The organism is Pseudomonas sp. IT-P44 (assembly GCF_949768225.1).
In the GTDB taxonomy this organism is placed as follows: domain Bacteria; phylum Pseudomonadota; class Gammaproteobacteria; order Pseudomonadales; family Pseudomonadaceae; genus Aquipseudomonas; species Aquipseudomonas migulae.
The window spans coordinates 189,209-213,659 of record NZ_CATKQM010000024.1; the positions used below are offsets into that span (position 1 = coordinate 189,209).

Below are 24,451 nucleotides of genomic sequence, written 5' to 3' on the forward strand. Positions count from 1 at the left end.
TGAGCCGCATTCACAGCCCCTATGGCGACGGCCACGCCAGCGAACGCATCGGCACTCGATTGTTCGAGCGTCTGAGCGTGCGTTCGGCGGCGGTCAAAGCACGATGACTTTCGGTTTTGTCGATTTTTTTGCCTACGTCCTGTTCGGTCTCAAATACCTCGCGATCACCCTGGCGTTTTTGATGTTCCTCCTCGGGCTCGATGACCTGTTCATCGACCTCGTGTACTGGGGCCGCAAGTTGGTCCGGCGCTGGCGGATCTACGAAAAATTCAAGCGCGCGGATGAAGAGCGCCTGTACGCCATCGCCGAAAAACCCCTGGCAATCATGGTTCCGGCGTGGAACGAAGTCGGTGTGGTCGGTGAAATGGCGCGCCTGGCGGCGTCGACCATCGATTACGAGAACTATCAGATTTTCGTCGGTACGTACCCCAACGATGCCGAGACGCAGGCCGACGTCGATGCGGTCTGCCAGCACTACCCCAACGTGCACAAAGTGGTCTGCGCCCGCCCCGGCCCCACCAGTAAGGCCGACTGCCTGAACAACATCATCGACGCGATCCTGCGCTTTGAAAGCGAGGCGAAAATCCAGTTTTCCGGGTTCATTCTGCACGATGCCGAAGACGTGATTTCGCCGATGGAATTGCGCCTCTTCAACTACCTGCTGCCGGCCAAGGACCTGATCCAGATTCCGGTCTACCCCTATGCGCCGGAGTGGCGAGGCTTCACCGCCGGGCATTACGTCGACGAGTTCGCCGAGAACCATGGCAAGGATGTAATCGTCCGCGAAGCCATGACCGGCCAGGTGCCCAGCGCCGGGGTCGGCACCTGCTTCAGCCGTAAAGCCATCAGCGCCCTGCTCGAAGACGGTGACGGCATCGCCTTCGACGTGCAGAGCCTGACCGAAGACTACGACATCGGTTTCCGCCTCAAGCAAAAGGGTATGAAGTGCATCTTTGCCCGCTACTCGGTGACCGACCCGAAACTGGCGCTCGAACAGCCCTGGGCGTTCGGCATGGACCGTGTGTTTTCCCAGGTCATCTGCGTTCGCGAGCATTTCCCCCGGGACTTTCAGCATGCCATCCGCCAGAAATCGCGCTGGATCGTCGGCATCGTCTTTCAAGGCACCAAGAACCTCGGTTGGAGCCCCACGGGCGTGCTCAACTATTTCCTCTGGCGCGACCGTCGCGGCATGATCGCTTACCTGCTGAGTTTCCTGGTGAACCTGTTGTGCCTCGTGCTGCTGGCGATGTGGCTGATGACAGTGATTGCACCGACCGCCTGGCGCTATCCGTCGATCCTGTCCAACAGCCCGGTACTCGCTACGCTCTTGTGGCTCAACGGTTTGATGCTGATCAATCGGCTGTTCCAGCGTGGCTGGTTCGTCACCCGTTACTACGGGCTCGTCGAAGGCCTGTTGTCGGCACCGCGCATGATATGGAGCAACTTCATCAACTTCTTCGCCAACGTGCGGGCGCTGCGCCAGGTCATGGAAATGGGCGATTCGCGCCGTGTGGCGTGGGACAAGACCACTCACGAATTCCCGGCCCTGACCAAAGCCCAGCGCACGCCGCTGGGTCATCGCCTGGTGGAAAAAGGCCTGCTCACCGAAGAGCAACTGGAAGCGGCGATCACCAACCCGATACGCCGGCGTCTGGGCCACGAACTGCTGCTGCGTGAACACATCGACAGCACGCAACTGGTAGAAACCCTCGCCGAGCAGCTGGATCTCGAATGGGCGCCACTGAACCCGTTCAAACTCGACAAACGCCTGATCGACGCCGTGCCGCGCAAGATCGCCTCCCACTACGGCGTGCTGCCGGTGGCCGAGGAAGGCAACACCCTGGTGCTGGCCTCCGAAGGGCCGGTGAGCCAGGTCTCCCTCGGCGCCATCAGCCGTCAATTGAAACGCCCGGTGCGCTGCCGTCTTGCGCCTCAGGGCCGGGTCACGCTGGGTATCCGCTACTGGTACGCCAGCCCCCGCCAGAATAAGGAAGTGCACCACATGCTCGAAGTGCTTGAGCGCCATCAGGACGATGAAGCCTTGCTCGAACGCGTCAGCCATCACCAGGTGCTGCTGGGCAATCTGCTGCAAGTGCGCGGCATGGTCCCGCCGAGCCTGTTCAATCAGGCTTTGATCGACTTCGATGCCGAACACATGTCCTTGGGTGAACACCTCATCTCGCGCGGCATGATCACGCAGGAAGTGCTCGAACAGGCCCTGGCCGACCAGGCCAGTGAACAGCAAGCGGCCTTCCGCATTGTCCGGGAGGTTGCATGAAGCCTGATCGCCATGCCCTGCTCATCGGCAGTCTGTTGCTGAGCCTGGCCACCAGCTCATGGGTACAGGCTGAACCGCTGACCGAGTTCGAACAATTTCGCAGCTTCCCCTACATGGATCGCAGCTACCGCGAAGCGAAAAAGGGCAACTGGGCCGAAGTCGAACGACTGATGCGCCACCTGCTGGTCAAGGTGCCGAAAAACGATGAAGCCCGCGCCCTGCTGGTGGAAGCCCTGGCCAAGCAACGACGGTACAAGGATGCCGTGCAGGCGCTGCCGGACAACCCGGACAACAACGACGCCCTGCTCAACCTGCGTCTGACCTGGATCGAACAGGATCCTCCGGGCAGCGAGCAAGTAGAACAATGGATCGCCAACAGCAACCTCAGTCAGCGAGTACGCCTGTGGCAGGCCTATAGCTTGAGCCTCGCGAAGTTTGGTGGCGCCGGCAGGGCTCACGACTGGCTGGCACAACTGACGCCCAAGGGTGACGACAACATCCTGCAACTGGCCCGCTCCAATTGGTCCGAGCAATTGCGCGACTGGAACGGCACCATCGAGCAACTGGCGCCACTGGCCGCCAGCGATCAACTGGACGCCGAAGGCTGGCAGCGACTGGCCAATGCCTATGTGCAGCGGCTCGACGAACAGCCTTTGCAGCAATTGTTGCAACAAGCCCCGTCACCCGAAGCCGCGCGCAAGGCACGCCTCGCGATGATCGATCGGGCGATCGCCATGGGCCAAGTGCAACTGGCTCAACGCTGGATTCAATCATTGCCCGCCAGCGAACTGGCGGATCCGGCGCAACGCCAGCGCCTGTGGGAACTGGCTCGACAAAGCGGCGATGTACCGACCGTGCAACGCTTGAGTAGCGAATTGCAGCGCCCGTGCCTGGAGACGGCCGAATGGTTGTCCGGTCGAGATCCGCAAGCCGCACGCACGCAGCTGCGTGGCTGCCAGCCGAACGATGACCCGCAAAAATGGTTGATTCTGGCCCAGCGCCTGCAAGACACCGAGCTGCTGCAAGGCACGCGCCTGCCCGAACCCTGGGACAGTCGCCGCCAGGCACGGCTGCTGGACATCTGGCAGGACCAGGGCGAGAGCGACAAGGTCATGGCCTGGCTCGCCGGCCAGCCACAGACGGCTGACGTGGTCAAACGCCGGGCCGAACTGGTGCAAGCCCTGGGTCGCAATACAGAAGCCGCGACGCTCTGGGAGCGACACTACCAGCAGACCGGCAACCTCGGCTCGCTCAATCAGGCAACGTATCTGGCGCTGAACGCCGGCCAGCGCGAACACGCGCAACAGTGGCTCGAAAACGCCTATGACCGTCATGGCGGCAAGTTGCCCGTTGCCCTGCTGCAACGGCTGGCGGGGCTCTATGCCTCGTCGACGCCGACCCCGGCGCAGCAGAAACGCATGGTGTCGCTGCTCAATCGCGTCGATCCCGCCACACGCGGCCAACTGCTGGCGCAACTGGCCGAGAAAGGTCAGTGCGGCGCGGTTCAACAAGCCATTGGCGACCACCCGCAGGTCGCAGGCGACTATCGAGCCCTGGGCCGTTGCGCCATGCCGGATCGGCCGGGTGAAGCCGTCGTCTACTACCAGACCGCAGAAAAACTCGGCGACCGTGGCAGTCGTCTGCCACTGGCGTATGCGCTGGAAGCGTCCGGTGATTCGGCGGGTGCCCTGGCCATCTGGCGCAGCCTGCCGGAGGCTGAGTTGAGCGATAACGCTAAGCTGACGGCCAGCCGCAGCGCCCTCACCGCAGGCGACACGCAGCTCGCAGAACGTTACTGGCAACACAGTCGCGCCCGGGGGGCCAATGAATGGGCGCTGGGCGCAGCGATTGCCGACGCGCGCAGCGATCATCTCGAAGCATTGCAACGTCAGCGTTCAGCCTTGCAGCAGGCGCCGGATGCCGGGAATTTCTACGCAGCGTCGGTCACCGCGCAAAAGGCCGGCGAACTGGAACAAAGCACCGCGTGGCTCGCCGAAGCCGTGCGTCGCGAACCGGACAACCCGCGCTATCGCGCCGATTACGGCATGCGTCTGGCGGGGGCCGACACCCGGGAACAGCGCGCCCACGCCATCCCTTATCTGCAAAGCGCCACCCGTGATTTTCCGGAAGACTATCGCCTCGGCGAAACCCTGGCGCTGCGTTATGACGAGGTGAAGGACAGCGCGGCGGCGCGCAAGGAATTGCGCCGGGTCATTGATCTGGAACAGCACCCGGTAGCCGCTGACGATGAGGACGGCAGCATGGAAGCCAGGCGTTATCGCCAGCGCCGCGCTCACGAAACCCTGTCCCGTCGCGACAGCCGCACGCTGGCCAGCACCTGGTCACCGGCCGGCGTCTCGACCAACGACAGCTTCCGCCCCAACGGCACCTTGCGCGACAGCTCACGACGCGCCACCTCACAGAACGTACAAGTGGCGATCTGGGACCATGCGCTCGGCGAAGAGCCGAGTCGCGCCGGCAGCACGTTGTCGGTTTATGGCCGCGTACTGCTTGGCGGTCAGGGTCGATCGAGTTACGGCGAATCCCTCGGCACCGGCGTGGGTCTGCGCTACAAGCCCTGGGGCACGGCGAACATCAACTTCTACGGCGAGCTCTACAAACAGAGTTCGTTCGATGACAACGACAATCAGCGCCTGAGCCTGGGTCAATTGCTGATTCCTGAAAAACTTGCCGACCAGTTCAACGATCACCGCCAGGACGGTCATACCAGCACTGATTACCTGTTGCGCGCCACGGCCTCGTTTCTTGATCAGGGACGGTTCCGCAACGACTGGCGCATTGATGAAAACGATTGGGAGGAACGTTTCCTCTACCTCGACGCCGCGTGGTGGACCAAGGCCGGTGATCACCAATGGCTGTCCCGCTTCCAGCAGGGTCACACCTGGAAGTTGCCGTTCAACGGCGCGCAAACCGTCATGCCGTACGGCTTTCTCGAGTTCGCCAGCCAGGACCCGAACAATGACTGGCGCCAGGACCTGCGCACCGGTATCGGCCTGCGCTGGCAATGGTGGTTCGACGACGACATCTACAACGCTTACCGCGCGCACCTGACGGTTCGTACCGAGTATCAGCAATCCCTGAGCGGCAATCTGTATGAAGGCGGCAACGGTGTGTTGCTGGGTGTGGAGTTGAATTTCTGATGACGCGTTTTCTCCTGGTTTTTTGCCTGTTAATGAGCAGCACAATGGCCCGCGCCGATGAGCGGATTTTTTACCAACCCCTGAACGTCGACGCCAGTCTGAGCCAGGCGCAATGGCAACGGATCTGGCAGGACACCGCCCAACACGGCGTGCAGACCGTCATCGTGCAATGGACGGCGTACGGTGATTCAAACTTCGGTGGCGTCGATGGCTGGCTCGCCAACAGTTTGAAACTGGCCCACGAGCAAGGCCTGAAACTGGTACTGGGCCTGAACATGGACCCGGCCTATTACCAGCGTATCGATGAGCTGGACAGCGCCGGGCTCGCGGCTTATTGGCAGGTGCAACTCGGGCAATCGCTCGCCCAGCAACAGCGGCTGCGCCAGGACTGGAAGTTGCCGGTCAGCGGTTGGTACCTGCCGATGGAGCTCGATGACTTTCACTTCCTGGCGGTCGAGCGACGGCAAACCCTGCAGCGCCAACTCAAGGATTTCGCCGGCAAACTGGACGCACCGCTGCACGTCAGCGCCTTCACGGCCGGCAAACTTGCGCCACAGGTCAATGGGCAGTGGCTCGATGGGCTGACGAGCGTGGGCGTTCAAGTGTGGTGGCAGGACGGCGCGGGCACCGGGCGTTTACCACCACTGGTGCGCAACGGCTACGCCAGCGCGCTGCCCTGCCCGGTCGGCATCGTGCGCGAAGCGTTCCGGCAGGTCAGCGCCGAAGGCCAACCGTTCCGCGCAGAGCCGGCCGCCCCGGACGCCTCCTCGGCTGGTTGCCATCCGACAGCGGTGTTTTCCCTGCGTTATCGACCGTGGGGCAAGGTGATTCTCGACAACCAGCGCAAGCAATAGGTCGGCGATGTATAAAACCATTGAAGATGAAGTCCTGAAAAAAGCCGCGCATAACGATTTAGAAGGAATCGACAATGGCCGTTGACCAACCCGCCCCCGCCCTGAAGGAAATCTTCAACGCCGAGCGCCTCAAGCACATTGCCACCGAGATGACCGCGGTCTACCCCGACTTCAACGCCAAAGCCTTCCTCAAACTGGCCAACGACGGGCTGGCCGAGCTGTCGATCATGCAGCGCATGGCCCGTGTCAGCGAATCACTGCACGCCGTACTGCCGCTGGGTTTTGATGAGTCGCTGGAGGTATTGCGCGCCCTCGCCCCGCGCCTGAACAGCGGCTTCGTCAGCATCTCGCTGCCGCATTACGTCGCGACTTACGGCGCCCATGCTTTCGAACCGTCCATGGCTGCGCTCAAATACTTCACCACATTCGGCTCTGCTGAATTCGCGATCCGCTATTTCCTGCGCAGTGACCTCAAGCGCGCGTTGGCCGTGATGCACGATTGGTCGCTGGATGAAAACGAACATGTCCGGCGCCTGGCCAGCGAAGGCTGTCGCCCGCGCCTGCCGTGGTCATTTCGCCTGGAGCAGATCCAGGCCGACCCGAGCCTCGCCGCCGCGATCCTCGACAACCTCAAGGCGGACGCCAGCCTTTATGTGCGCAAGTCGGTGGCCAACCACCTCAACGACATCACCAAGGACCATCCCGAGTGGGTGCTGGACCTGATCGAAGGCTGGTCGCTGGAGAACAGGCACACCGCATGGATCGCCAGACATGCACTACGCAGCCTGATCAAACAGGGCAACCAGCGGGCGCTGGCGATCATCGGCGCGGGCGGCAAGCCCGAGGTTGAAATCATTGATGTGAACGTTGAACCGGCCGTGATTGGCCTGGGGGAAAAAGTCACCTTGTCCTTCAGCGTTAAATCCACGGTTGAGGACAGTCAGCGCCTGGTGATCGACTACGCCATCGATTACGTCAAAGCCAATGGCAGCACCTCGGCGAAGGTGTTCAAGCTCAAGGCATTGACGCTGCCCGGCCATGCGACCGCCCTCCTCAGCCGTGGTCAGCACATCAAGGAACTCACCACGCGCAAGCACTACGCCGGCCGACACGCGGTGCACGTCCTGGTGAACGGCGAACGCCTCGCCAGCACGGCCTTCGAAATCCTCCCCTGAACACGCGGTCCCCTGTAGGAGCGAGGCTTGCCCGCGAAGAGGCCCTTGAATCTGGTATCAATTTCAAAACCGCCTTCGCGGGCAAGCCTCGCTCCTACAAAGGGTCAGGGTTTAGCAGCAGGTTTTGTTCTCGCTCACACAACTCCACCACGTAATCCCACAACACCCGCAACCGCACGGACTTGTGCAGCTCGCGACGGGTACTGATCCAGTAGCTGCGCTGGATGCTTTCATCCGGCAACAACGGCACCAGCTGCGGATCGGCGCTGGCCATGTAGCACGGCAGCACCGCAATCCCCAACCCCGAGCGCGCCGCCTGTTGTTGGGCGATCACGCTGGTGCTGTGGAACACCACCTGCGGATTGCGGCAGAAGCTGTTGAGGAACATCAATTCCTGACTGAACAGCAAGTCGTCGACATAGCCGATCCACGCGTGGCGCCCGAGGTCTTCGCGGCTGCGCAACGGTGGCGCCCTGTCGAGGTAAGCCTGGCTGGCATACAGCGCCAGGCGATAGTCGGTGAGTTTGCGCGTGACCAGCATGTCGGCTGCGGGGCGTTCGAGGTGGATGCTGATCTCCGCTTCGCGGTTGAGGATGCTGACAAATCGCGGCACCGCCACCAGTTCCACTTCCAGCCCCGGATAGCGCTCGAACAAACCGTTCATGCGACTGGCGAGGAACATGATGCCCAGGCCCTCGGTCACCCCCACGCGAATCTTGCCCAGCGGCGCAGTCGATTGGGTGATCTCTTCCTGGGCCAGCAAGGCGACGTTCTCCATCGCTTCAGCGTGCTTGAGCAGCGCTTCACCCGCCGGCGTCAATTCATAGCCCTGGGCATGCTGGACGAACAGCGCAGTACCGAGGCTTTTTTCGATGGCCTCGATGTGCCGGGCCACGGTGGCATGGGTGGTGTTCAAACGGCGGGCAGCGGTGAGCAAACGCCCGCTGCGCTGCAATTCGAGAAAAAAACGCAGGTCATTCCAATCGAACATGAACCGTCCTTAGGGATACGCTGTTTAAAAACGCACAGCGGCTGCGCAAAAACTAACATTCTTTTGACGAAAGCTAACAACTAGGATGATCGACAACAAGAACAACAATACGAGGTCAGGGATGCAGACTTCCCTTGATGAATACGATTACATCGTGGTCGGGGCCGGGCCGGCGGGATGTTTGCTGGCCAATCGATTGTCGGCCAACCCGCAACACCGGGTGTTGCTGCTCGAAGCCGGCGGCCGCGATAACTACGCATGGATTCACATCCCCGTGGGTTACCTGTTCTGCATCGGCAACCCGCGCACCGACTGGTGCTTCAAGACCGAAGCGCAAGCAGGCCTGCAAGGTCGCGCCCTGAGTTACCCGCGCGGCAAGGTGCTCGGCGGCTGTTCCTCAATCAACGGCATGATCTACATGCGCGGCCAGGCCGGCGACTACGACGGTTGGGCAGCCGATGGCAATCCCGGCTGGCGTTGGGACGATGTGCTGCCGCTGTTCAAGAAAAGCGAAAATCATTTTGCTGGCGACTCGCAATTTCACGGCGCCGCCGGGGAATGGCGGATCGAGCGCCAGCGACTGTCCTGGCCGATTCTCGATGCGTTCCGCAGCGCGGCCGAACAAAGCGGCATCGCCAGCATCGATGACTTCAATCAGGGCGACAACGAAGGCTGCGGCTACTTTCAGGTCAACCAGAAGGCCGGGATTCGCTGGAACGCGGCCAAGGCATTTCTCAAACCGGTCCGCCATCGCCCTAATCTCACCGTGCTGACTGACGTTGAAGTCGACCGTGTGCTCCTGGAAAACGGCCGTGCAGCGGCGGTCAGCGCACGCTGGCAGGGTCAGGCGAAAACCTTCAAGGCGCGCAAGGAAATCGTCCTTTGCGCGGGTGCCGTCGGTTCGCCGAGCATCCTGCAACGCTCCGGCATCGGCCCTCGCCCGCTCCTGGAAAAACTGGGTATCGGTGTGGCCCATGAGCTGCCCGGTGTGGGTGGCAACCTGCAGGATCACCTGCAACTGCGGCTGATCTACAAACTGCAAAACGCGCGCACCCTGAACCAGATCGCCGGCAGTGTGTGGGGCAAGATCGGCATGGGGCTGCGTTATCTGTATGACCGCAGTGGCCCGCTGTCCATGGCGCCGAGTCAGCTCGGTGCGTTTGCCCGCTCCGGGCCGGAGCAGACTTCGGCGAATCTCGAATACCACGTGCAGCCACTGTCGCTGGAGCGCTTCGGCGAGCCGCTGCATGCCTTCCCGGCCTTCACGGCGTCGGTCTGCGATCTGCGTCCGCAAAGCCGTGGGCGAATCGACATTCGCTCGGCCAACCCGCAGGACGCGCCGCTGATTCAACCCAATTACCTGAGCCATCCGGAAGATTTGCGCGTCGCTGCCGATGCGATCCGCCTGACCCGACGCATCGTTTCCGCGCCTGCCCTGCAAGCGTTCAAACCGGTGGAATACCTGCCCGGCGACAGTTTGCAGAGCGAAGAACAACTGCACGAAGCCGCCGCGCGAATCGGTACGACGATTTTCCATCCGGTCGGCACCTGCCGCATGGGCAATGACGGGGACGCGGTGGTCGATGCCGAATTGAAAGTCCACGGCATCCCCGGCCTGCGTATCGCCGACGCCTCGATCATGCCGCGCATCACCTCGGGCAACACCTGTTCGCCGACGCTGATGATTGCCGAAAAGGCCGCACAACTCATCCTCAACCCCGCCACAAGGAGCCTGACCTCACCGATGGAACTGGTGACCAATGCCTGACCTCCAAACACGAACATTGTAGGAGCCAGCTTGCTGGCGAAAGCGGCGGATCATTCAACATCGATGTCGCCTGAGACACCGCTTTCGCCAGCGAGCTGGCTCCTACAAGGGTTGTAGGTGGGGCACAAGAAATATGAACGACAAAGATCAACTGTAGGAGCCGGCTTGCTGGCGATAGCGGCGGATCAATCAACATCGATGTCACCCGATGCACGGACAGTAGCGGCACCCGCCCACAAAGCATGTGCCGACAGTGGAACAACAAAAACAATCACTGTGAGGGATACCGATATGTCAGAACACGTTCAATCTCTGGAAATCACGGGCAGCGCCGATGCCAGCCGTGACACCCGCAAAGTCATCTTCGCTTCGTCACTGGGAACGGTGTTCGAGTGGTATGACTTCTTCCTCTACGGCGCCCTCGCGGCGGTGATCAGCAAACAGTTTTTCGCCGGGGTCAACGACACCACCGCATTCATCTTTGCACTGATGGCGTTCGCCGCCGGCTTTATCGTGCGGCCCTTCGGTGCGCTGGTGTTCGGGCGGCTGGGGGACATGATCGGGCGCAAATACACCTTCCTCGCCACCATCGTCCTTATGGGCGTCGCGACGTTTTGCGTCGGGTTGCTGCCGACTTACGCGAGCATCGGCATCGCCGCGCCGATCATCCTCGTGGTGCTGCGCATGCTTCAGGGCCTGGCCCTGGGCGGTGAGTACGGTGGCGCTGCGACCTATGTCGCCGAACACGCGCCCATCGGCAAACGCGGTTTCCACACCAGCTGGATTCAGTCCACCGCGACCCTCGGCCTGCTGCTGTCGTTGCTCGTGGTGCTGGGTTGCCGCTACTTCACCGGTGACCAGTTTGAAGTCTGGGGCTGGCGGATTCCGTTTCTGTTTTCCATCGTGCTGCTGGGCATCTCGACCTGGATTCGCCTGAGCCTGCACGAATCGCCTGCGTTCGTGAAAATGAAAGAGGAAGGCAAGCTCTGCAAATCGCCACTGCGCGATTCCTTCGGCAAATGGGAAAACCTCAAGGTCGTGCTGATCGCGCTGTTCAGCATCAACGCCGGGCAAGCGGTGACGTTTTATGCGGCGCAGTTTTACGTGCTGTTCTTCCTCACCCAGTTCCTGAAAATGGACCCGGCCCTGGCCAACAGCCTGCTGATCGTCAGCGTGATCATCGGCGCGCCGTTCTTCATTTTTTTCGGTTGGCTGTCGGACAAGGTCGGGCGCAAACCGGTGCTGATGATCGGCCTGTTGCTGGCCACCGCGCTGTACTTCCCGATCTTCAAGACCCTGGCTCATTACGCCAACCCGGCGATCGACCAGGCCAGCCGTCAGGCACCGATTACCGTACTGGCCGACCCGGCGACCTGCACCTTCCAGTTTGATCCGGTGGGCAAGGCGAAATTTGACAGTCCGTGCGACAAGGTCAAAACCTTCCTGGTGAAACAGGGCCTGCCCTACAGCAGCGAAGCGGCCCCGGCCGGCAGCGGTGTGCAGGTCAGCGTCGGTGACGTGAGGCTTGAAGGCTTTGACGAAGCGGCCCTGCGGGGTGCGGTGACCCTGGCTGGGTATCCGTCAAAAGCCGACGTCCAGTTGATCAACAAACCGATGATCGTGGCGCTGATCGTCGCGCTGATCATCATCTCGGCCATGTGCTACGGGCCGCTGGCGGCGTTGATGGTCGAGCTGTTTCCGACGCGCATTCGCTACACCTCGATGTCCCTGCCGTATCACATTGGCAACGGGTGGTTTGGTGGATTCCTGCCGACGGTGTCGTTTGCGTTGGTGGTGTACACCGGGGACATTTTCTATGGGCTTTGGTACCCGGTGGTGATTACTGCGGTGAGCCTTGTGGTGGGGATGATCTGTCTGCGTGAGACCAAGAACGTGGATCTGGATACTAACTGAGGGTTGGTTGGTGTTTGGGCGGTTGGGGGCATGTCCATTGTTTCGGTGATGGCTGCTGGCGGTTTCGCCCTTACGGCGAGTCACTTGGAAAAGCCCCAAGTAACCAAGGGCTCTTGCCCCTTTCGTTCGGTGCCTCGCTCCGGTCCTGCTCCGTGGGCCCGCCGCCATCGGCCATCCATGGCCGGGGGCGGCTAACCCGGCATCCATGCCGGGTTGCCCACTACGCAGAACCTCCACTCGGCCTCTCGAGGGGGCGCTCAGATCAAAAGCTGAAGGCGAGCTAACGCTCGGCCTGATGAGTGGTGGGAATCAAAAGCGTATGGGGTTCCCTGTAGGAGCCGGCTTGCCGGCGAAAAGCGCCGGGGCAACGCGTTCATTCAGACAGCACGCGTTATCGTTGGCGTCCATCGCCAGCAAGCTGGCTCCTACAAGGGGAATGCATATGTGTCTGGATAAATACGATCAACTGTAGGAGCCGGCTTGCTGGCGATAGCGGTGGGTCAGTTAACGTATGTATTGGCTGGACGGACGCCATCGCCAGCAAGCCGGCTCCTACAGGGGTTTGGTGTACATGTCCGGAATGAGTGAACGCAGCTGAGAAGGCGAACGCGGACGACTGAAGAGCCAGGTCGGCTTTCAGGCCGCCTCGGCGGCTGTGGCGGTCGTCGCCCCCTCGAGAGGCCGAGTGGAGGTTCTGCGCAGTGGGCAACCCGGCATGGATGCCGGGTTAGCCGCGCACGGCCAAGGATGGCCGATCGCGGCGGGCCCACGGAGCAGGACCGGAGCGAGGGTATGGCGAGCATTAGCGAGGCACCGAACGAAAGGGGCAAAAGCGCTTGGTTACTTGGCGCTTCTCCAAGTGACTCGCCGTAAGGGCGAAACCAATAGCCGCCGTTACCCCAATAACGGATATGTACACCCCCCAAAAAAACCCAAACACCCCACACAAAGCCTTCGCGAGCAAATCCCACCAACACCGCGAAAAACAGAATTACCGCAAACACGAGCCGTTTTCGCTACTCTGGCTCCAAGCACCCATCGCCCCGCCACTCACCCGACCGAGGCACCATGATCATTTCATCCGCATCCGACTATCGCGAGGCAGCCCGCCGCAAACTCCCCCGGTTCTTGTTCGATTACATCGATGGAGGCGCTTACGCGGAGCACACACTAAGGGCCAACAGCGCCGACCTGACAGGCATCAGCCTGCGTCAGCGCATTCTGAAAAACGTCGAAACCCTGAGCCTGCAAACCACCCTCTTCGACCAGCCCCTCGCAATGCCGATCATCCTGGCGCCCGTAGGCCTGACAGGCATGTTCGCCCGTCGAGGCGAAGTACAAGCCGTGAAAGCGGCGCAAAACAAAGGCATTCCCCTGTGCCTGTCGACGGTCTCGGTGTGTTCGATCGAGGAAGTGGTGGCGCAAAGCCAACAATCCATCTGGTTCCAGCTGTACGTGCTGAAAGACCGGGGCTTCATGAAAAATGCCCTGGAACGGGCCAAGGCTGCCGGGGTGAAGAACCTGGTGTTTACCGTCGACATGCCCACGCCCGGCGCCCGCTACCGGGATGCGCACTCAGGCATGTCCGGACCGTTTGCGTCATCGCGGCGAATACTTCAGGCGATGACCCGCCCCGACTGGGCCTTCAACGTCGGCGTCATGGGACGCCCGCACGATCTGGGCAACATCTCGAAGTACCTTGGCAAAGCCGTCACGCTCGAAGACTACATGGGCTGGCTGGCGAACAACTTCGACCCGTCGATCAGCTGGAGCGATCTGGAGTGGATTCGTGACTTCTGGAAAGGCCCGATGATCATCAAGGGCATTCTCGATCCTCAGGACGCGCGAGACGCCGTCAGCTTTGGCGCGGACGGCATTGTGGTATCGAACCACGGCGGACGGCAGCTGGACGGCGTGCTTTCCACCGCCAAGGCATTGCCGCCCATAGTACAAGCGGTGGGGAATGATCTGACGGTGCTGGTCGACTCGGGGATCCGCTCGGGGCTCGATGTCGTGCGGATGCTGGCCCTGGGCGCGAAAGGTGTATTGCTGGGGCGATCCATGGCCTATGCGCTGGCCGCCGATGGTCAACGCGGGGTGGAAAACATGCTGGATATTTTCGCCAAAGAGATGCGCGTGGCCATGACGTTGACCGGAGTGACCTCGATTGCTCAGATAGATGAGTCGACGCTGGTGCGAGCGGTTCGTGAACTGAACGCTTGATCGTAAAAACGCCCTGTCGATGCAGGGCGTTTTCAATTACTCGACGTCTTTGAGAATCTCGAACTTCACCTGATCGGGATAGAACGCAATGTAGCCCCGAATCTGTTCTACCGACACTTTGGGATCTTCATAGCTCCACGCCGCATTCGCGCCCTCATGCCCCGGGACCTGCAGGCTGAAATAGCTCGCATCACCCTTGTAGGGGCAGTAACTCGTGTGGTCGGTGCGGGCAAAATACTTCTCGTCGATATCCTCCCGGGGCACGTAGTACACCGGAGGGTAATTGGCCTCCAGCAGCACCAGCGCGCGCGCCGACGCAGCCACCTGAATGCCGTGAAACTTCACCAACAGACAGCCAGGCTGCTCGGCGATGGTAATGACAGGGCTAGGACCGGAGCTTTTCATGAAATGCGTTCCTCGGGACGGTGAAAAACCTGTGGGAGCGTGCGATGCGGCAATCCGACTTGCCCGCAATGGGTCGCACAGTGCCCCAAAACTTGAGAACACAGCTTTGTCAGGTATAACCCAGATTTCATCAGCGCGACGGCTTCACAGCCGAACGGGGCGCTGAAGCTATCCGTCGCAGGACCGGCACAAGCGCAGAGGCGGATAACGTCAAATGCAGAAGCGAGATGCCGTTCGTTGCAATGAGTCGAAACGCACGAGCTGTACATCCATACAGATAAAGATTGCTCCATCGCTCATCAGCCGCCATTCTGTGCACCTCCCGGCAGTTGATGAACGATGGTGGTTATGCGGTTGTACCTCTGTGAAAAACCTTCCCAGGCCAAAGACATTGCGGCCGTGCTCGGCGCCCGGCGTCGCGGCGACGGCTGCTGGTTGGGAACGGACGTCACGGTGACCTGGTGCATCGGCCATCTGCTGGAAACCGCGCCACCGGATGCCTACGACGCACGCTACAAGCGCTGGGTGCTGGCGGATCTGCCGATCATTCCGGACAAATGGAAAATGACCGTCAAACCGCGCACCGCCAGTCAGTACAAGGCCGTCAAACGCTTGCTCGGCGAGGCCGATGAGTTGGTGATCGCCACCGACGCCGACCGTGAGGGCGAAATGATCGCCCGGGAACTGGTGGAGCATTGCCGTTATCGTGGGCCGATCCAGCGGTTGTGGCTGTCGGCGCTGGACGATGCGTCAATCCGCAAGGCATTGGCTGCGCTGAAGCCGGGGGCGGAGACCTTCAGCCTTTATCATTCGGCATTGGGCCGTTCACGGGCCGACTGGCTGATCGGCATGAACATGAGCCGGTTGTTCACGCTGCTGGGGCGCCAGTCCGGTTATCAGGGCGTATTGCCGGTCGGTCGAGTGCAAACGCCGACCCTGCGTCTGGTGGTGGACCGCGACCGCAGCATCGCCGATTTCGTCCCCGTGGCTTACTGGGCCATCGACGTGCAGCTGCTGCACGATGGCACCGCGTTCACTGCACAGTGGCGTGCGCCGTCCGACGTTTGCGACGACCAGGATCGCTGCCTCAATCAGGCACTCGCACAACAGGCAGCTGCGGCGATTGGCAACGCGGCGAGCGCCCGGGTGATCAAACTGCGTACCGAGCGCATGCGCGAAGTGGCGCCATTGCCGTTCGATCTGGGCACCTTGCAGGAGGTCTGTTCGAAGAAACTCGGGCTTGGCGCTCAGGAAACCCTCGACATCGCCCAGGCACTCTACGAAACCCATAAAGTCATCACCTACCCTCGCAGCGACTGCGGTTACCTGCCGGTGAGTCAACACAGTGAAGCGCCCGGTATTCTCGCCGCCCTGCGGCAAGCAGATCCGACGCTGAACGCCTTGCAGGACCACCTTGAACCGCAACGGCGCTCACGGGCCTGGAATGACGCCAAGGTCAGCGCTCACCACGGCATCATCCCCACGGCTGCGGCAAAGAACCTGGATCGACTGGTGGGCAAGCAGCGAGCGGTCTACACGCTGATCCGCGCGCGGTATCTGGCGCAGTTTCTGCCCAACCATGAATACGACCGGACCCAGGCCGACTTCGACTGTGCCGGCGAAGCCTTGCGCGCGGTCGGCAAGCAGATCGTCGAACCCGGCTGGAAACGCGCCCTGCCCGAGGCCCTTGCTCCGGCCAAGGGCCGCGAAGTACCGGCGCCGCAAACACTGCCGACATTGAGCGAAGGCCGTGATTGCGCGGTGGCCGAAGTGAAGCTCAAGGACCTTTGGACGCAGCCGCCCAAACCGTTTACCGAGGGTGATTTGATCAAGGCGATGAAGAACGTCGCCAAGCTGGTCGAGGATCCACTGCTGAAACAGAAACTCAAGGACACCACCGGGATCGGCACCGAGGCCACCCGCGCCTCGATCATTCAGGGCCTGCTCGACCGTGGTTATCTGATCAAGAACGGCAAGGCCCTGGCCGCCACCCCGGCGGCATTCAGCCTGATCGACGCCGTGCCGCGCGCGATTGCCGACCCTGGCACCACGGCGATCTGGGAGCAGGCGCTGGACATGGTGCAGAGCGGCGAAATGAGCCTGGAAGAATTCGTCACCAAACAAGCGGCGTGGATGAGCAAGCAGGTTGCCCGCTGCTCCGGCCTGAGCCTGACCATCAGCGGGCCTGCAAGCCCTGCCGGGCGAGGTGCCACACCCTGGAAAAACAAACGCAAGCCGGCCAAACGCAAGCCATCGACCGGCGCCAAACGTGCAGCAAAAACGCCGGGTAAAGCTTGATGGCACTTCGACTGGCCAGCGATGGTCTAGTGTTCTTCAAGCCCGGCTACAGCCCTGTTTCCTGAAAAGGCATCGACCATGATTATCGTGCACCACCTGAACAACTCCCGCTCCCAGCGCATTCTGTGGCTACTGGAAGAACTGGCCATCCCTTACGAACTGAAGCTCTATCAGCGCGATCCGAAAACCAACCTGGCCCCGCCGGAACTGAAAGCGATCAACGCCCTGGGCAAATCGCCGGTCATCGAAGACGGCACGCAGAAGCTGATTGAGTCCGCCGCAATTATCGACTACCTGATTCGTCGCCATGGCGAGGGGCGGCTGCAACCCGATCCGTCCACCCCGGCCTACGATGAATACGTGCAGTGGCTGCATTTCGCCGAAGGCTCGGCCATGTTGCCGCTGATGTTGAACCTGTATGTCGGACGTCTCGGTGAAGCCGGCGCACCGCTGCATCCACGGATCAACTCGGAAGTAGCCAACTACCTCGGCTATCTGAACACGGCACTGAACCAGTCCGATTACCTGCTGGGCAAGGAATTCAGCGCAGCCGATATCCAGATGAGTTTCATAGGTGAAATCGCCCGCGCCCAAGGCAAGCTCGGCGACTACCCTCATGTAGCGGCCTGGGTCGAGCGCTTCCAGGCGCGCCCGGCCTATCAAGCCGCACTGAAGAAAGGCGGAAAATACGACTTCGCGCCTCACTGATTGATTCCGCTCTGAACAGGAGCCAGCCCGCATGCCCTCGATAGAACTGCACGCCGCTCAGCGCGACGAACTGGAAACGCTCGAAAACCTGATGCAGTTCTATATGTACGACCTCAGTGAGTGGCTGCCGCTCAAACTCGGCGGGCATGGCTTCTTCCACATCCAGTCGCAACAGGACTACTGGCGCAACCCCGCAACCCGCCCGTTCCTGATCAAGGTCGACGGGGAGCTGGCCGGTTTTGTGACCGTGGATGACAACACCCATCTGCCTGGCGCCCAGAACAACATCGGCTACCTTTTTGTCAGCCGACGCTTTCGTGGCCAAGGAGTCGCGACGTTTGTCGTTTCTACCCTCTTGAGCCAGCTGCCCGGGCAATGGCAGATTTTCCACATCGATGCCAACCCGCCTGCACGGCAGTTCTGGGCCAGTGTGATGCCACACCTCACGGGTGACGCGTTCTCCCGGCATCAGCACTCAGTGGACGGTTATCCCTGCACCTTTTACCGCTTCCAAAGCGCGCCGCCCTCGTCCTGAGGGGCGCTTTCTCCCTGCTGCTTTCTAATTCCAAACAGCTTTGTCCGACAATATGTAGTGACTGAAAATAATCACTACAAAACCGTTGACGCCTCCGATTTGCCCTTGCATGATGCAGACATCTCCCCGATCGGGAGTACAGCAACATGTTTGAGCAAGCTCGTCTGACCGCCGAGCTGTTTTTCCCGGATACACGCTGCCCACAAGGCAGATTGAAGAAGCTGACCTGGCCCGAACGTCCAGTACAAGGACGAGAAGCGCTGGCGATCAATCCTCATGAAGCTTGTGGCCGACCCTGAAAACGTCGGCAGTGGCCTGAAGGTATTCGCTGCTTCTCTTCGTTGTGACGCTATTGCGTAGCAGTTATTCAACACGACTACATGCAACAGACGCGGAACCCCGTCACTTTCGACGGCCGAACGCTGACGTCCTGGTTTCGGTGCCAGGGATCAACTAACCGATGGGCTACTTGTATTAGCGAATCAACTTTGAAAGATCACCAAATGGTCAAGGGGCATATTATGAATCTGAACAATCAACCTACTATCGATGAACTGGCTCGTATGTTCGCTGCGCAAAAAGACAGCCACGACAGCCACATTCTGTGGATCAGCAAATCGGGCCAGGTTCATATCGATTGCCTGTCGCCGCATGCCCATGAAGCCGAGTTCGACCAGAACAACCAGAACCTGTTGGCCCGATTGAAAATGTACCGTCGCGGCCAGGGTTATGTCGGCAAGAAAGCTGCAGCCGACAAAGACTTCATCGGCAATGTCCTGCAAACGCTGAAGCAGGCTTGGGACTCGATGCAGAACCAGAATGAAGTTCGGGTGATTGATCGGTTCTACTGATAAACCATCGCAATAAAAAAGGCCCCGCTCGAATAAACGAGCGGGGCCTTTTTGTTTGTCTCCGGTTTGCCAAACAAAGCTATTGTTAAGCGTATCCGCTGTTGGTCACTGGAGACTTGCGATGAAAAACAAGCTGATATTCCCGCTGTTGCTGGTTCTGACAAGTGTTGCTCAGGCAAACAGCGTCGACGGTGTCCCGTCATTCGCGGTGGAGTGCCCCGGCAAGTTTCTCGTCCAGGCGGATCAGGATGGGCCGGTCATGATCAACGGCAAGGAAGCCGATACCAAAATCATCAGTGAGCGCCGCTTCGAAGCCAAAGGCTCCGGCATCACCTTGTCAATTGTCCTCGCCGATGACGATTCGGTCGCCGTGACCTCCACCGGCAAAGCCTCCAACGGCGTGTGTCAGTCAGTGGATGACTGACGTCGCCTCAACGGTTCCCAGCAACAGTTCCATGAAGGCCACCGACGCCGCGCTGTGGTAGTTGTTTTTACGCCGCAGCAGCGCGGCCCCGCGCTTGGGCGCCTCCCCCAGCAACGGGATCCTGCGTAATGCGCGGTCCTGAGTGGCGATGGGTTCCGGAAGGATGGTGGCAATCGCCGTGTGGCGGATGACTTCCAGCAAGGTGCTGACCGAGTTCACCTCGATGGCCACTTTTGGCGTGATCCGCTGCTCAGCGAAATACTCATCGATTCGGGTTCGGGTGACGAAGTCCGTGGCCAACAGGGCAAACTCCAGCTGGGCCACCGCTTCAGCGGATAACGCGACCCGGCTTTCGTACAACGGATGATCCCGCCCGACCATCACGCCCAGCGTCTCGGTAAACGCCGGGATCGACTCGATGTCGGCATTCCTGACCTGATCAAATGCAATGGCGATGTCCAGCGAGTCATCCAGCAGCCCGGCCTCAATGTCGTCCATCGACAACTCGAAAATCTCCAGGTGAATATTCGGATAGCGCGCCACGTAGTCGCGCACCAATGGCCCGACCAGATACGCCATGAACGTCGGCGTCATCGCCAATCGCAACGTCCCCCGGGACAAGTCCTTCACGTCATGCAACGCCCGTTTACCCGCCTCCAGTTCCACCAGCACCCGCCGAGCGCACTCGATATAGGCCTCACCCGCATCGGTCGGCTTGACTGTGCGCGAGGTGCGATCGAACAGGCTCACGCCGAGGGTTTCCTCCAGTTGGCGGATCTGTTGCGACAAGGTCGGTTGGGACACGTGCAAAGCCTCGGCAGCACGGGTGAAGCCGCCGTGGTCGGCGACCGCCAGCAAGTAGCGCAAATGTCGGAGCAACATCGGGATCAACCTATAGGCAGGGCTTATGCAATGCATTGTATATCGGTCTTGGACGCTATGAATCAATCGGCAGAAGATTGCTTCACACCCAGCAGTACTCAACCCGATAGGAGATTCACCATGCAACAGTCCCACGCTTACAACGACCCGAGCCTGGCCCTGACCACCTCGATCCTCGATGCCAAGGCGCGCAAGAACCTGTCGTGGCAGGACCTGACCGACGGCACCGGCCTCGGCCTGGCCTACGTCACCGCCGCCCTGCTCGGTCAGCACCCACTGCCGGAAAGCGCCGCCAAAGTGATTGGCGAGAAACTCGACCTGGACGCCGACACCGTGGCCCGCCTGCAAATCATTCCACTGCGCGGCAGCCTCTCTGGCGTGCCGACCGACCCGACCATCTACCGCTTCTACGAAATGATCCAGATCTACGGCACCACGCTCAAAGCCCTGGTTCATGAACAGTTCGGCGACGGCATCATCAGTGCGATCAACTTCAAGCTCGACATGAAAAAAGTCGAAGACCCGGAAGGCGGCTCCCGCGCCGTGATCACCCTCGACGGCAAGTTCCTGCCACTGCGTCCTTTCTGACTTGATCCCGGCCCGCACTCAAGTGCGGGCCAGTTCCAGAACCCCGCTTGTTTCTTTGTTCACCACATTGGCCTGGAGGATGCCCCATGAAAAAAATTCTGTTGGTGCTGTCGTTATTAGCGGGCATGTCTGCCCAGGTTCACGCAGAAGAAACGGCCGTCGCGTACGAGTACGGCATGAAACTGGACATCGCGCATGTCGTGAGCATCACGCCGATTGCCGATGAATGCGGGGTCGTCCCTGTGAAAATGACGTACCAGGACTCCACAGGTGCCACCCACATTCTGGACTACAGCGTGTTTGGCACCGGCTGCTCGAACTGATCCCCCATCATTTGAAAGGAAATTCCCCCATGAAAGCGCTCATCGACGGTTTTTTGAAGTTCCAGACGGAAGCCTTCCCGCAACGGACCGACCTGTTCAAACACCTGGCCACCACGCAACACCCCGGCACGCTGTTCATCACCTGTTCCGACAGCCGTGTCGTGCCGGAACTGCTGACTCAGCAAGAACCCGGCGAACTGTTCGTGATCCGTAACGCCGGCAATATCGTGCCCTCCTACAGCCCGCATCCGGGCGGTGTATCGGCCACGGTCGAATACGCGGTGGCCGTACTGGGCGTCACCGACATCGTGATTTGCGGCCATTCGGATTGTGGCGCGATGACAGCCGTCGCCAACTGCAAATGCATGGATCACCTGCCCGCCGTCAGTGGCTGGTTGCAACACGCGGAATCGGCGAAGGTCATCAACGAATCCCGGCCTCATGCCAGCGACGCGGCGAAAGTGAGTTCGATGGTGCGGGAAAACGTGATCGCGCAACTGGCGAACATTCAGACGCACCCGAGCGTGCGACTGGCTCAGGAAAAAGGCCTGCTGAACCTGCATGGCTGGGTCTACGACATCGAAACCGGGTCGATCGATGCACTGGATGCCAACAGCCGCACGTTCGTGTCGCTGGTCAAGCACCCGAGCACGTGCGCCGTTCACGGCAAAGCGGTTGAAGCGGCTTGATCCGCGCACCAGAGGGCCATCGCCCTCAGCTGGCACCGTGCAGCCAATCAACATCCGCGCTCAATAGCCGCGAAGTGAAAATGCAGCGCGCCCGATTCACGGAAGCGCTGCACCCCGCTTTATTTGTCTTCCGGTTTGGCTGACGAGGATGGCCGGATCTCCGGGTTTTCCTCGGCGTTTGGCGGTGTTGGAAAGCTTCCAGGCGTGAACACGTGAGTCAGCAATTCCCTGGCATCGATTTCATTGACACCACTGACCGTGCGAGCCAGCGCAACAGCCTGCTCACATTGCTTATGCGTGTTGACGCGACCACTCAACATCACCGTTCCCGCGAGGGTTTTGACATGGACTTGCAGGCCAAGGGTCGGATCGGCCAACGCCAAGGCCGACTTCACCCGGGCTGTCAGCCACACGTCGTGCGTGGCCATTTCCAGCTTATGAGAGTAATGATCGAAGGATGGAAGTTTCATGGCGGACCCCTGTCTCAAGACGCAGTCGCAGACACCCTTAATTATAGTGCGGTCTGCGCTTGAGGTCGGGTTCTCAGCGTTTGACCGACAGATCGATCTGGGTCATGCGACTACGGATCGTGAACACGCCATCGCCCGAGAGAATCGCGCTGCGAGCGAACAGGCGACCACTCTCCCAGTTCGAAAGCCCCAGTTCCGGTTTGTTCAGCGCGTACTGTCCGTCAACCCAACGGGTAATCCCGTTGCCGACAAAAGGCGCGTTGACTGCGTTGTAGAAGCGCTCATGCGCCTCGGCATCTTCACTGATCAACGACACGGTGAATTGCGGGCTGTAGCGATTGAACAAGACGATGGCCTGGCCCAGATCATCGACGATCTTGAGGCTGACCTCCGGGGTTTCTTCCCATTCCCACTCGCGGCCCAACTGGTCTTCGGGCAGTGGTTCGGCCAACGCTTCAGTCTGGTAGCCGTCAGGACGATAGACCTCGACGGTTGCACTCCGCCAACGGCCAGGCAAATACGTTTCGCTGCCCTCGACGATGTGCAACTTGCAGCCCTCTTCCCGGGCGCTGCCGGCTTTTTCCAAGGCGTCCAGAAACAGCGGCACCAGTTCGGCGGCGCGGTCGCGGTGGATCAGGCAGACGTTCAGGGTGTTGCAGACTTTACGGTCCAGGGAATTGCGCACGACGGCGGCAAAACGCTTGGCGTCGGCGTCCTTGTCGGCGACCAGCCAGGCGCCACCGGTGCCATGCAGGCTGACGGCAGTGCCGACCTGTTGCGCGATGCTGCCCAACTGACTGACCGCACGCCCCGAACCACGGGCCACCGCCAACGACAGACGACGGTCGGCGAACATGGCCCAACCGGCGGCGTGATTGACGCTTTCCACCAGCGACACTGCGCCCACCGGCAAACCGGCCTCACTCAATGCCGGATTCAACGCGTGGGTGACAATGGCTTGCGCCGTGCCCAAGGCATCGCTGCCAATGCGCAGCACCGCGGTGTTGCCGGTGCGCAACACGCCGGCGGCGTCGGCGAAGACATTCGGCCGGCCCTCGAAGACGAAGGCGACGATGCCCAACGGCGAAACCACCTGCTCGACTTTCCAGCCGTCATGCTCGACGCAACTGATCACTTTGCCGCGCGTGGCTGACGCATCGCGCCAGGCCCTGAGGCCCGCGATCATGTCACGACGCATGCGCTCATCGGCCAGCAACCGTGTGGTGGAGCGTCCACGCGACTTGGCCCATTCGATGTCGGCCCGGTTGGCGGCTTCGATCAAGTCCCAGCAGTCCTGGTTTTCCAGGCGTTGGGCAAAAAGGTCGAAAAACGCACTGATCGCCTGATCGGAAACGGCAGACATCGCCGTAAACGCCGCTTCAGCCCGCTCAATCGCGACCGCCGCTGCTTTCTGGTCAGCAACGGGAATCAGCAGCAACTCGCCGCTGACCTGCTCCACCAACAGGTGGTCCCCGGGCTGAAAGCGCAAGGCCAGTTCGGGGCTGACCACAGTGACGCGGTTACCAGCGAAAGGGATTGGCGTGCCAGCGACTAGACGTTCGAGCGCAAGAGACATGAAGCGGTTTCACCATGCAATGGGCGGTCAGAAAATGTATAGCAAAACTTCTGGAGCGTCATTAACCGGTGGCCATCCTGCGCATTTCGTTCGATTGCAAAACCGTACGCAAATCCCCTGTAGGAGCCGGCTTGCTGGCGATAGCGGTGGATCAGTCAACGTGTGTATTGGCTGGACAGACGCCATCGCCAGCAAGCCGGCTCCTACAGGGGATCGGTGGACATGTCCAAAATGAGCGGTCGCAGTAGTGAAGGAGAACGCGGACAACTGAGAAACAGGTCGGCTTTCAGGCCGCCTCGGCGGCTGTGGCGGTAGTCGCGCCGGCCACAACCCCGCGC

The 24,451-nt window shown here is 60.6% G+C and carries 21 protein-coding genes; 16 read left to right on the forward strand and 5 right to left on the reverse strand.

Going from position 1 to position 24,451, the window contains the following annotated elements:
- Positions 1–103 precede the first annotated feature (103 nt).
- The 4 genes from nrfB (at position 104) to ACM6IO_RS14460 (ending at position 7,468) form a co-directional block, all read left to right on the forward strand.
- Positions 104–2,278, forward strand: coding sequence for a cyclic di-3',5'-guanylate-activated glycosyltransferase NrfB (nrfB, locus tag ACM6IO_RS14445; protein WP_008037135.1), 2,175 nt, complete (start codon positions 104–106; stop codon positions 2,276–2,278).
- Positions 2,275–5,439: an NfrA family protein gene (locus ACM6IO_RS14450; protein ID WP_414911719.1), complete on the forward strand. Its 3,165-nt coding sequence runs from the start codon at positions 2,275–2,277 to the stop codon at positions 5,437–5,439. Before nrfB ends, ACM6IO_RS14450 begins: the two co-directional genes overlap by 4 nt.
- Positions 5,439–6,293 carry a DUF4434 family protein gene (locus ACM6IO_RS14455; protein ID WP_414911720.1) on the forward strand — a complete coding sequence of 285 codons (855 nt, stop codon included), beginning with the start codon at positions 5,439–5,441 and terminating at the stop codon, positions 6,291–6,293. The genes ACM6IO_RS14450 and ACM6IO_RS14455 overlap by 1 nt, the downstream gene beginning before the upstream one ends.
- Positions 6,294–6,367: 74 nt before the next feature.
- Positions 6,368–7,468 carry a DNA alkylation repair protein gene (locus ACM6IO_RS14460; protein ID WP_192496317.1) on the forward strand — a complete coding sequence of 367 codons (1,101 nt, stop codon included), beginning with the start codon at positions 6,368–6,370 and terminating at the stop codon, positions 7,466–7,468.
- Between the two features lie 94 nt (positions 7,469–7,562).
- Here the strand turns inward: ACM6IO_RS14460 and ACM6IO_RS14465 are convergent, their stop codons facing one another.
- The gene (locus ACM6IO_RS14465) at positions 7,563–8,459 is read right to left on the reverse strand and encodes a LysR family transcriptional regulator (protein ID WP_008035628.1); all 897 of its coding nucleotides are present in this window, start codon (positions 8,457–8,459) and stop codon (positions 7,563–7,565) included.
- A gap of 121 nt (positions 8,460–8,580) precedes the next feature.
- On the opposite strand from ACM6IO_RS14465, the gene ACM6IO_RS14470 reads away from it, so the two are divergent.
- The 3 genes from ACM6IO_RS14470 (at position 8,581) to lldD (ending at position 14,364) form a co-directional block, all read left to right on the forward strand.
- Positions 8,581–10,227, forward strand: a complete 1,647-nt coding sequence (locus tag ACM6IO_RS14470) for a GMC family oxidoreductase (protein WP_414911721.1) — start codon at positions 8,581–8,583, stop codon at positions 10,225–10,227.
- Between the two features lie 291 nt (positions 10,228–10,518).
- On the forward strand, positions 10,519–12,141 hold the full coding sequence (locus tag ACM6IO_RS14475; RefSeq protein ID WP_192496319.1) for an MFS transporter: 1,623 nt from the start codon (positions 10,519–10,521) through the stop codon (positions 12,139–12,141).
- A gap of 1,068 nt (positions 12,142–13,209) precedes the next feature.
- Positions 13,210–14,364, forward strand: coding sequence for an FMN-dependent L-lactate dehydrogenase LldD (gene lldD, locus ACM6IO_RS14480; RefSeq protein WP_414911722.1), 1,155 nt, complete (start codon positions 13,210–13,212; stop codon positions 14,362–14,364).
- Between the two features lie 36 nt (positions 14,365–14,400).
- Here the strand turns inward: lldD and ACM6IO_RS14485 are convergent, their stop codons facing one another.
- Positions 14,401–14,769: a DUF427 domain-containing protein gene (locus ACM6IO_RS14485; protein WP_008028168.1), complete on the reverse strand. Its 369-nt coding sequence runs from the start codon at positions 14,767–14,769 to the stop codon at positions 14,401–14,403.
- Between the two features lie 348 nt (positions 14,770–15,117).
- Here ACM6IO_RS14485 and ACM6IO_RS14490 point away from each other — a divergent pair, with 348 nt between their 5' ends.
- From ACM6IO_RS14490 to ACM6IO_RS14515, 6 genes are all read left to right on the forward strand, one after another.
- A complete protein-coding gene (locus ACM6IO_RS14490; protein WP_192229294.1) occupies positions 15,118–17,067 on the forward strand; it encodes a DNA topoisomerase III in 1,950 nt (649 codons plus the stop codon).
- 78 nt (positions 17,068–17,145) lie between these two features.
- Entirely contained in the window at positions 17,146–17,775 is a 630-nt protein-coding gene (locus tag ACM6IO_RS14495; protein ID WP_223481069.1) for a glutathione S-transferase family protein, read from the forward strand.
- Positions 17,776–17,806: 31 nt separating this feature from the next.
- Entirely contained in the window at positions 17,807–18,310 is a 504-nt protein-coding gene (locus ACM6IO_RS14500) for a GNAT family N-acetyltransferase (RefSeq protein ID WP_414911723.1), read from the forward strand.
- Between the two features lie 146 nt (positions 18,311–18,456).
- Positions 18,457–18,609 (forward strand): hypothetical protein, encoded by a 153-nt coding sequence (locus tag ACM6IO_RS14505; protein ID WP_007946257.1) that lies wholly within the window; start codon positions 18,457–18,459, stop codon positions 18,607–18,609.
- A 222-nt stretch (positions 18,610–18,831) separates the two neighbouring features.
- The gene (locus tag ACM6IO_RS14510) at positions 18,832–19,161 is read left to right on the forward strand and encodes a hypothetical protein (RefSeq protein WP_008028159.1); all 330 of its coding nucleotides are present in this window, start codon (positions 18,832–18,834) and stop codon (positions 19,159–19,161) included.
- A gap of 121 nt (positions 19,162–19,282) precedes the next feature.
- On the forward strand, positions 19,283–19,585 hold the full coding sequence (locus ACM6IO_RS14515) for a hypothetical protein (RefSeq protein ID WP_223449562.1): 303 nt from the start codon (positions 19,283–19,285) through the stop codon (positions 19,583–19,585).
- On the opposite strand, the gene cynR is transcribed toward ACM6IO_RS14515, so the two are convergent.
- Entirely contained in the window at positions 19,571–20,467 is an 897-nt protein-coding gene (gene cynR, locus ACM6IO_RS14520) for a transcriptional regulator CynR (protein WP_192229298.1), read from the reverse strand. The genes ACM6IO_RS14515 and cynR overlap by 15 nt on opposite strands.
- A 120-nt stretch (positions 20,468–20,587) precedes the next feature.
- On the opposite strand from cynR, the gene cynS reads away from it, so the two are divergent.
- The 3 genes from cynS (at position 20,588) to ACM6IO_RS14535 (ending at position 22,067) form a co-directional block, all read left to right on the forward strand.
- On the forward strand, positions 20,588–21,055 hold the full coding sequence (cynS, locus tag ACM6IO_RS14525; protein ID WP_008043963.1) for a cyanase: 468 nt from the start codon (positions 20,588–20,590) through the stop codon (positions 21,053–21,055).
- Between the two features lie 86 nt (positions 21,056–21,141).
- The gene (locus ACM6IO_RS14530) at positions 21,142–21,378 is read left to right on the forward strand and encodes a DUF2790 domain-containing protein (RefSeq protein ID WP_223435671.1); all 237 of its coding nucleotides are present in this window, start codon (positions 21,142–21,144) and stop codon (positions 21,376–21,378) included.
- A gap of 29 nt (positions 21,379–21,407) precedes the next feature.
- On the forward strand, positions 21,408–22,067 hold the full coding sequence (locus tag ACM6IO_RS14535) for a carbonic anhydrase (RefSeq protein ID WP_414911724.1): 660 nt from the start codon (positions 21,408–21,410) through the stop codon (positions 22,065–22,067).
- Positions 22,068–22,186: 119 nt separating this feature from the next.
- Here ACM6IO_RS14535 and ACM6IO_RS14540 read toward each other — a convergent pair whose 3' ends face one another.
- Positions 22,187–22,537 carry a BON domain-containing protein gene (locus ACM6IO_RS14540; RefSeq protein ID WP_414911725.1) on the reverse strand — a complete coding sequence of 117 codons (351 nt, stop codon included), beginning with the start codon at positions 22,535–22,537 and terminating at the stop codon, positions 22,187–22,189.
- Positions 22,538–22,610: 73 nt separating this feature from the next.
- On the reverse strand, positions 22,611–24,113 hold the full coding sequence (locus tag ACM6IO_RS14545) for an aldehyde dehydrogenase family protein (RefSeq protein ID WP_192229302.1): 1,503 nt from the start codon (positions 24,111–24,113) through the stop codon (positions 22,611–22,613).
- Positions 24,114–24,451 lie beyond the last annotated feature (338 nt).